Annotated in this window: 8 protein-coding genes, 10 tRNA genes and 2 pseudogenes; 17 read left to right on the top strand and 3 right to left on the bottom strand. The window is 36.5% G+C overall.

The genetic code is table 11. The features are described from left to right. Positions 1-45 precede the first annotated feature (45 nt). From ACE199_RS18410 to ACE199_RS18365, 10 genes are all read left to right on the top strand, one after another. Positions 46-122, top strand: a tRNA-Asp gene (locus ACE199_RS18410). Between the two features lie 16 nt (positions 123-138). Next, positions 139-214 (top strand) — tRNA-Phe (locus ACE199_RS18405). A 3-nt stretch (positions 215-217) separates the two neighbouring features. After that, positions 218-293: transfer RNA gene (locus ACE199_RS18400), tRNA-Thr, on the top strand. A 16-nt stretch (positions 294-309) separates the two neighbouring features. After that, positions 310-393: transfer RNA gene (locus ACE199_RS18395), tRNA-Tyr, on the top strand. Between the two features lie 5 nt (positions 394-398). Further along, positions 399-472 (top strand) — tRNA-Trp (locus tag ACE199_RS18390). Positions 473-486: 14 nt separating this feature from the next. Continuing rightward, positions 487-562, top strand: a tRNA-His gene (locus ACE199_RS18385). Positions 563-580: 18 nt separating this feature from the next. Continuing rightward, positions 581-655: transfer RNA gene (locus ACE199_RS18380), tRNA-Gln, on the top strand. A gap of 5 nt (positions 656-660) precedes the next feature. Next, a tRNA-Gly gene (locus ACE199_RS18375) sits at positions 661-735 on the top strand. 7 nt (positions 736-742) lie between these two features. Then, positions 743-816, top strand: a tRNA-Cys gene (locus tag ACE199_RS18370). Between the two features lie 5 nt (positions 817-821). Then, a tRNA-Leu gene (locus ACE199_RS18365) sits at positions 822-903 on the top strand. A 363-nt stretch (positions 904-1,266) separates the two neighbouring features. Here ACE199_RS18365 and ACE199_RS18360 read toward each other — a convergent pair. The 3 genes from ACE199_RS18360 to ACE199_RS18350 all read right to left on the bottom strand — a co-directional run bounded on the left by ACE199_RS18360 (position 1,267) and on the right by ACE199_RS18350 (position 2,666). After that, a complete protein-coding gene (locus ACE199_RS18360) occupies positions 1,267-1,461 on the bottom strand; it encodes a hypothetical protein (RefSeq protein WP_127759101.1) in 195 nt (64 codons plus the stop codon). Positions 1,462-1,473: 12 nt separating this feature from the next. Continuing rightward, positions 1,474-2,028 (bottom strand): site-specific integrase, encoded by a 555-nt coding sequence (locus tag ACE199_RS18355; protein WP_375351091.1) that lies wholly within the window; start codon positions 2,026-2,028, stop codon positions 1,474-1,476. Between the two features lie 380 nt (positions 2,029-2,408). Then, a complete protein-coding gene (locus tag ACE199_RS18350) occupies positions 2,409-2,666 on the bottom strand; it encodes a hypothetical protein (RefSeq protein WP_375351090.1) in 258 nt (85 codons plus the stop codon). 636 nt (positions 2,667-3,302) lie between these two features. Here ACE199_RS18350 and ACE199_RS18345 point away from each other — a divergent pair. From ACE199_RS18345 to ACE199_RS18315, 7 genes and pseudogenes are all read left to right on the top strand, one after another. After that, a pseudogene (locus tag ACE199_RS18345) lies at positions 3,303-3,605 on the top strand (nitrilotriacetate monooxygenase); the annotation flags it as partial. Positions 3,606-3,656: 51 nt separating this feature from the next. Next, positions 3,657-3,794 (top strand): hypothetical protein, encoded by a 138-nt coding sequence (locus tag ACE199_RS18340; protein WP_375351089.1) that lies wholly within the window; start codon positions 3,657-3,659, stop codon positions 3,792-3,794. A 223-nt stretch (positions 3,795-4,017) separates the two neighbouring features. Further along, complete coding sequence (locus ACE199_RS18335) at positions 4,018-5,277, top strand: MFS transporter (RefSeq protein WP_375351088.1); 1,260 nt, start codon at positions 4,018-4,020, stop codon at positions 5,275-5,277. A 5-nt stretch (positions 5,278-5,282) separates the two neighbouring features. Continuing rightward, positions 5,283-5,703 (top strand): annotated as a pseudogene (locus ACE199_RS18330) (ABC transporter permease); the annotation flags it as partial. A 340-nt stretch (positions 5,704-6,043) separates the two neighbouring features. Then, positions 6,044-6,307 (top strand): carboxypeptidase-like regulatory domain-containing protein, encoded by a 264-nt coding sequence (locus ACE199_RS18325; RefSeq protein ID WP_375351087.1) that lies wholly within the window; start codon positions 6,044-6,046, stop codon positions 6,305-6,307. Positions 6,308-6,397: 90 nt separating this feature from the next. Further along, positions 6,398-6,904: an MSCRAMM family protein gene (locus ACE199_RS18320; RefSeq protein ID WP_375351086.1), complete on the top strand. Its 507-nt coding sequence runs from the start codon at positions 6,398-6,400 to the stop codon at positions 6,902-6,904. Between the two features lie 75 nt (positions 6,905-6,979). Next, positions 6,980-7,207 carry a hypothetical protein gene (locus ACE199_RS18315; RefSeq protein WP_375351085.1) on the top strand — a complete coding sequence of 76 codons (228 nt, stop codon included), beginning with the start codon at positions 6,980-6,982 and terminating at the stop codon, positions 7,205-7,207. Positions 7,208-7,331: the final 124 nt, after the last annotated feature.

The following is a 7,331-nucleotide window of genomic DNA, read 5'->3' as shown; positions in this document are numbered from 1 at the left end:
CTCATAACCCGAAGGTCGCAGGTTCAAATCCTGTCCCCGCAATATGGTCCGGTAGTTCAGCTGGTTAGAATGCCTGCCTGTCACGCAGGAGGTCGCGGGTTCGAGTCCCGTCCGGACCGCCATTTTTAAAAAGTATTAGGCTCAGTAGCTCAGTCGGTAGAGCAAAGGACTGAAAATCCTTGTGTCGGCGGTTCGATTCCGTCCTGAGCCACCATTTGCCGGTGTAGCTCAACTGGTAGAGCAACTGACTTGTAATCAGTAGGTTGGGGGTTCAAGTCCTCTTGCCGGCACCACGTTTCATTTATATATGGAGGGGTAGCGAAGTGGCTAAACGCGGCGGACTGTAAATCCGCTCCTTCGGGTTCGGCAGTTCGAATCTGCCCCCCTCCACCATCTATAGGGGTATAGTTTAAAGGTAGAACTAAGGTCTCCAAAACCTTCAGTGTGGGTTCGATTCCTACTACCCCTGCCAATTTAATTATTATGGCGATTGTGGCGAAGTGGTTAACGCATCGGATTGTGGTTCCGACATTCGTGGGTTCGATTCCCATCAGTCGCCCCATTTAAAATAAAGCATTAATGGGCTATAGCCAAGCGGTAAGGCAGCGGATTTTGATTCCGTCATGCGAAGGTTCGAATCCTTCTAGCCCAGCCATTTTTGCGGAAGTAGTTCAGTGGTAGAATACAACCTTGCCAAGGTTGGGGTCGCGGGTTCGAATCCCGTCTTCCGCTCCAGAAAGTTGGCGGCATAGCCAAGTGGTAAGGCAGAGGTCTGCAAAACCTTCATCACCGGTTCAAATCCGGTTGCCGCCTCCAACAATGCCGGTGTGGCGGAATTGGCAGACGCGCACGACTCAAAATCGTGTTCCTTCGGGAGTGCCGGTTCGACCCCGGCCACCGGTATCATTAGGTCGAAGAAAAGTTGAGTTAAAAGGATTCTTACAGAAATGTAGGAATCCTTTTTTCTTTGTTTGCACACGATTAAGTCCATAAATACGAAAAAGTTGTATTGAAAGCGCGGTAAATTGAAATATTTTTTCGTTTTTGTTTGAGAAATATTTAAGGTGAGAATGGAAAGGGGAGAGTATAGGGGAAGGAAGGGAGTTGCCGACCACGCGCGTTCTGTTAAAGGCTCGTTAACGACGCGCAAAAAGGAGATGAGTAACGATAAGGAAAACGAAATATTAACCTCATTTCGACTTTAGTTATACGGTTTAGTAAGCACAAAAAAAGAACCTTGCACATAAGGCAAGGTCTCAAGCTCGATTATAACAAGTTGGATAGAAGAGATACTTTTCTATACAAAGCATTTACTTCTTTATTCTGATGTTCTCCTATTTCATTTCCTAGTTGTCCTTCCATATCGGTCATTAAATCAGCTAATTTCAGCGCCTTTTGTCTGTCAGAAATATTACTGTGAATGATATATTCATATCTTGCATTGTATTCAGTTAGTGTCATTTTTCCGTCCTCCTATAGTACAAAGTTGTTTAAGCTGTCTTCTATTTCTTCATCAGTAATTCCAATGTACTTTAAAGTAATTTCAGGGTGTGAATGGTTAAGGATTATTTGTAATTTAGCCACGTCTTTACTCTGTTTATAGAACCAGTACCCGAACGTTTTCCGCATGGTATGAGTACCTACACTTTCAATGTCTACCATATCTGCGGCCTTATTAAGCTGTCTATAGGCTTGTATTTTACTTATAGGTTTATCACCTTTACGTGAAGGGAACAGCCATTCACTATCAACAGTATCAATATAAGCTGCTAATTCATTAAATACATTATTAAGCTGTATTGTTCTAGGCTTCTTTTTCCTGCCTTCCTTAATAATAACCTTCATCTTACCTTTAATATCCTTTACCTTTAACGATAATAGATCAGATATACGTAAACCGGTATTAATGCCTAACAGGAACAATATGTAGTCTCTTTCACTGCAATGTCTTTTCAACGACCATTTCATATCATTTAATTTTTCCAATGATCTAATAGGTTGAACGTCAATTAAATGTTCCTTTGCCATTATGCCTCACCCTTTCATTCATACCAGTAGAATCAAAGTTCTGAATGTATACTTTTCTTAGTGATTTAACAATATCACTGGTAATGGAATAAAGTCAATTAAATCAGTGTTTTGAAAGTAAACTCTTATGTATTAGTTTGTATTTGTGTGACTAGTTATTAGCCAACTCTTACTTTTTGCTTCTTATCTGGCCAAGGCTTCATAGTGTTGATGATAGTACAAGTTAATATGAATACGTTCTAGGGTGTCAAACTGTTGCCTGATCCAAAGAAAGTAGCAAAGGAGGCCGATGAATAAGGATTAATTAAAAGGTGAGAGGCACGGGGGAGTTTTAAAAGAGACAATAAAAGCCCCTTACAATAAGAGGCCGTTTCATAATTTTAAGATTCATCTTTATCATTCGTTAGCTTGTACATTGCAAATCCTAAGTAAACGAATAATGCAACTAATTGACTGAAGAATAACCCAAGAAGGAACCATTTAGTTAATACATCATCGTATATATCTTTAGGATAAGGCAGCAACGTTGAAGGATAAATGATACCCACAATACAAGCATATATGAGAACAAACAACCCGGTCCATACCCATTTTGGTTTCCCGTAATCGTTCAATATTTTCATTTGTAACGAAGTCATTTAAATCATCTTCGAATAAAAACTTCTCAGCATTATCTTTCATTTCTCGGTTAGCAACTAAATCGTTATTAATTTCTCTTATTCTTCTCTTGATTCCATTCTGTTCGCTCGATAATGATATAACCCTGCTGACTAAGAAACCTCCGATGATTGCAACTAATGCTGCGGTTGAGGTTGTGATTGTTGAATACGGTATTTCATATTTTAATTACCTATTCAGGCATTGATTTATATGTAAAAATAGCTAACTTTATTATAATCAATCTTTTAAAAAAATCATATTAAACAAACTTGACATATATGAATAAAAGTCTTAATATATTACTATTAATTACTTTAACAGTTATTTTTTTACAATTAATTATTTTAACACTAAAATAATTACAATGCTGATTGGACAGCCAAAGGCACAAATACTTTTCATCATTCAAGTATATGAATGTTTTGAAATGTGTTTGATGCCTTTTTCTGTTGTACCATCTACGGAAAGGAGAAGGGATGGACATTATCAGACAGGAGATGTTGGAAGAAGTTGATTTTTTTGTTTCGCAAAATGATCCGCATGGTTGTTAAGGAACGCGACAGAGTCAATATTGAAGGGGGGATGTTACCGGGATTCTAAATTCTCAATAAAATTTAACAGTTTGTCAGCTATACGAACGAATTTCAGGTGGACGTGGACATCGTGAAATTATCGGTACACCTGAGCAAATTGCAAATCAATTGCAGGAATGGTTAGATAATGATGCTGCGGATGGCTTTAATATTTTGCCTTCATATTTTCCCGAAGGATTAAACGATTTTGTTGATTTAGTAATTCCTGAATTATAGCGTAGGGGCATATTCCGAATGGAGTATGAAGGTTCTACATTGCCAGAAAATTCAGGCTTAGCCAAACCAGTGAATATTTTTGCTAATGAAGTTGTAGAGAGTAAATAAATTTTTTTGAACTAAAACCTATTAAAATAATAGGAAAAAAGGGTTTTTAGTATGACAATAACATCGAGATTAGAAATTATTAAAAGGGCAGGACGCATTGGTGCGGAAATTCGAGGTATAAAGCTAACAGCAGACATTGATGCAGAGACGTTAACAGCCATTCAAGAACATAAAGTAGTGTTTTTTTAAGGTCAAAATCATTTAGATGCCTCTTCACATGAAGCATTAGCAAAAACTAAATATAATTGTTTATTAACGCAAATTGGCTGAGTAGTCAATAAAAAACTACCGCCTTAATAGATTGGGTAAAATAGAAGTACTCATTTGTTAATGTTAAATAAATGAGTGCTTTTGTTTTTGGAACAGGGGCTAGCAAGATCTAGCTTGAATGTGACCTTTGAAAGGAATAAACATGGAAAATAATAAAGTTTGGACGAAAGAGTTTGTTAGTATGGCTGCAATCACGTCATGTTTCACGATAATATTCTTTTTGTTTATTGTGACGATGGTGCCTTTTGCAACTCGAACGTTTGATGTTTCAATTAGTGTAGGGGGATTAGTAGCTAGTATTTTTGTAATCGGTTCACTAATAGGTCGAGTTTTAGCGGGAAGATGGAGCGAAAAGTATGGTGCCCTTAAGACGCTCGAATACAGTTTACTAGCAACAATTTTCATTTCACTTTGCTATTTTGTTGCGTATAATATTGAGACACTTTTTATCGTAAGAGTACTGCATGGTGTGACAGCTGGATTGATTAGTACAATTACAGGAACGATTAGTATATTAGTAGTTCCACCTTCTCGAAGAGCAGAAGGTATTGCCTATTTTAGCTCTAGTGCCGTTATTGGAGCAGCATTCGGACCGTTTTTAGGCATATTATTGTTAAAAATGAATCACGGATTTGAATGGATGTTTGCATTGAACATCTTGTTAGTAAGTGCTAGCTATTTGATGTTAAAGGTAGTTAAATTAAATGTTGCCCACAGTTTACTTTCTAACCCAATTTCACCAGAACAAACGAGAAGGCCTTTACTTTCAAAAATAATAGAATGGAAAGCAGTACCTATTTCATTTATTGCTTTAATGATTGGGTTTTGTTTTTCAGGAGTTACGTCTTATTTAGTACCGTACAGTGAAGAAATTAAATTAGAAAAAGCGGCTAGTTTTTATTTTATCGTACATGCGATATGTATTATATGCACGAGGTTTTTTACAGGTAGATTAATAGACTCAAAAGGAGCTAATATCGTTATTTATCCATGCTTGATCTCTTTTTCACTCGGGTTAATCCTTTATAGTCAGGCATCTGCCACATGGATGTTTTTATTGGCAGCAGCATGTATATCAACTGGATTCGGTAATTTTAATTCAGGTGCTAATTCTCTTGCTGTTCGAGATGTATCGAATCACCGTGTTGGTATCGCGACTTCTACCTATTTTATTTTTTTTGATGTTGGGTCAGGAATTGGTCCATATGTTTTAGGATACATTTTAGAGGTGACGAACTATCAAACAATGTATTTAATTACAGCTTGTTTAGGTCTGATAAGCATTTTAGTTTATTTTATTGTGTATGGGCTAAAAGAAAGTTTAATTAGGCAAAAGAGTGAATGTATTTCGTTAAAGCAAACATCTGAAATAAAAACCAACAACTCTTATAAAAATAGTTAATTATTAAATTATTTTATAAAGTGATTTTACCAGCTTCTGTCCCTAGATTTTTTACAGGTATTCGAATGGCAGATACATACAGGTGCTGTGTTAGTTTTAATTGCAGCGGAAATGGTAGGGTCTAAGGCTGGTTTAGGATATTTCATTACTTATGCCCAGTATAATTTCTTAATCCCTGAAATGTATGCAGGTATTTTAACAAAGGACAATATTGAAAAAGCAGAGAAATTGGCAGGTATTGCTCAAGAGCTTGGATATTCTGCAGCGCAGTTGGCGATTGCTTGGATTCTGCGTGAGCCAAATGTCGCGAGTGCATAAGTTGGTGCAAGTAAACCTGAGCAAATAGAAGAAAATGTGAAAGCTTCAGGTATTATTTTAAGCGCTGAAGTAATTGATAAAATTGAAGAAATTTTTACTATTGAATAGTTAAAGATGTAGAAAATAAAAATAGAGACTCGAATAATCCATGTTCCACAACGTGATTAAATTGGGTTTCTTCTTATCTATACTAACCTATTACAACTCAATTACCCCGGCCACTGGTATCAATAGGTCGAAAGTTATTTACCTTCAATTACAGCGAATTAGGTAGGTAATATAAACGTCAAAAGACGTCTCTACAGTTAATGTAGAGGCGTCTTTTGTGTTTCTTTTTAGTTTTGCTTGGGTAAAGAACATCAAAGATTTAAAAAAGGGTAGCTGTCTATTCCTTCTAGATTTTATTTTTATAGAATAACATATCTATGTATGAAAGGAAGATGAAAGAATGGCGATTATAGAAACGTTTGGTCTTTCACCGAGCCCTTTAACGACTATCAATGGACATGAAGAAGTCTCGGTAAATTTCAGTCTTCAAGCATCTGAGAACAAGGATGTTGGGAATATTACTGGCTCCGTTAGACTTTCAGATGGAACGCGTATTCCATTTGCAACTATAATGATATTTACCTCAAATAATGTACCATTTGACCATACAAATAGTAACGCCGCTGGACAGTTCAGTTTCCCAAGGGTTCCTGTAGGATCTTGATTTATTACGGCTGCTGAACCAAACTATTTAACACAGATTAAAATTCCGATTACTGTACAAACAAATAGAAATACAAATGTAACTATCACGATGCAAACAGATCCAGATGGAAGTAAGAATGCTGTTTTTGGAATTGTTAAAAACTCCACTGTAAACGAGCCTCTTGAAGGCTCTACCGTTCAGCTTTTCAGGGTATTAGGTACAGGACCTGAGTTAGCAGGAACGGTTAGTACTAACTCGCAAGGACAGTATTTATTTGCAAATTTAGTAAATGGAACCTATTTCATTGATGCATCTAAGTCTAGATCTTTATCCAATCAAAGTGCAACTTTTGATGTGGCAGGGAGAGAATTTGTCCCTAGTGATATTGGACTTGCTGCAGATCTGGATGCAAAATTGGGGACAATTAGTGGATTTATCACTAATCGTAGTAATAATTCTGCTATCTCCAATGCCGTTGTTACTCTGTATTCTATTTCTAATGGAACAGAAAATATTGTTGAGATCACCAAATCAAATGCTGCCGGGTTGTATTTATTTTGGGATGTACCTCCAGGAGTATACCGAGTAAAAGCAACGGTTCAAGTGGATAGGTAGATAATGATGATCAAGGACGAGTATGTATTAAAGAGTAGTCCTATTTTTTTGTTATCTCCAGAGGAAGATGTAGAAATGGATCTAGAACTTGATCTAGAACTTGATAAGACGCCTTTAGTTCCGGTGAAAGACAAATCTTTAGTTATTAAAGTTATAAGAAAAAAGAAAAAGGTAATTGTTAAAGGTAAAATTGAAGCGAATATGAATGTTTACAGGATTGTTCTTCTTCAACTAAAAGAGCAAGTTAGTTTGCATGGTAAACTTCATAAAGGCAAAACGAATTGGAATAGAATCAGGGGGTAATCTAAACATTAACGAAAAGGAAATATTGGCATTAATGAAGATACCCTAATAATTGCAGCAAAAGCCATGGCAGCTGTTATAATAGAATGTCTTGGATAAGAGTAAATAAAGCGAGCAGTTCTTT

Source organism: Peribacillus sp. Hz7 (assembly GCF_042136355.1).
GTDB classification, from domain to species: Bacteria; Bacillota; Bacilli; order Bacillales; family DSM-1321; genus Peribacillus; species Peribacillus asahii_A.
This window is presented reverse-complemented; position numbering and strand designations above follow the sequence as displayed.

Excerpts from the sequence above, each read along its gene's own strand:
- ACE199_RS18360 (WP_127759101.1), bottom strand. The coding sequence starts at position 1,461 with ATGACACTAACTGAATACAATGCAAGATATGAATATATCATTCACAGT.
- ACE199_RS18340 (WP_375351089.1), top strand. The coding sequence starts at position 3,657 with ATGACAATAACATCGAGATTAGAAATTATTAAAAGGGCAGGACGCATT.
- ACE199_RS18335 (WP_375351088.1), top strand. The coding sequence starts at position 4,018 with ATGGAAAATAATAAAGTTTGGACGAAAGAGTTTGTTAGTATGGCTGCA.
- ACE199_RS18315 (WP_375351085.1), top strand. The coding sequence starts at position 6,980 with ATGGATCTAGAACTTGATCTAGAACTTGATAAGACGCCTTTAGTTCCG.
- ACE199_RS18355 (WP_375351091.1), bottom strand. The coding sequence starts at position 2,028 with ATGGCAAAGGAACATTTAATTGACGTTCAACCTATTAGATCATTGGAA.
- ACE199_RS18320 (WP_375351086.1), top strand. The coding sequence starts at position 6,398 with ATGCAAACAGATCCAGATGGAAGTAAGAATGCTGTTTTTGGAATTGTT.
- ACE199_RS18325 (WP_375351087.1), top strand. The coding sequence starts at position 6,044 with ATGGCGATTATAGAAACGTTTGGTCTTTCACCGAGCCCTTTAACGACT.
- ACE199_RS18350 (WP_375351090.1), bottom strand. The coding sequence starts at position 2,666 with ATGACTTCGTTACAAATGAAAATATTGAACGATTACGGGAAACCAAAA.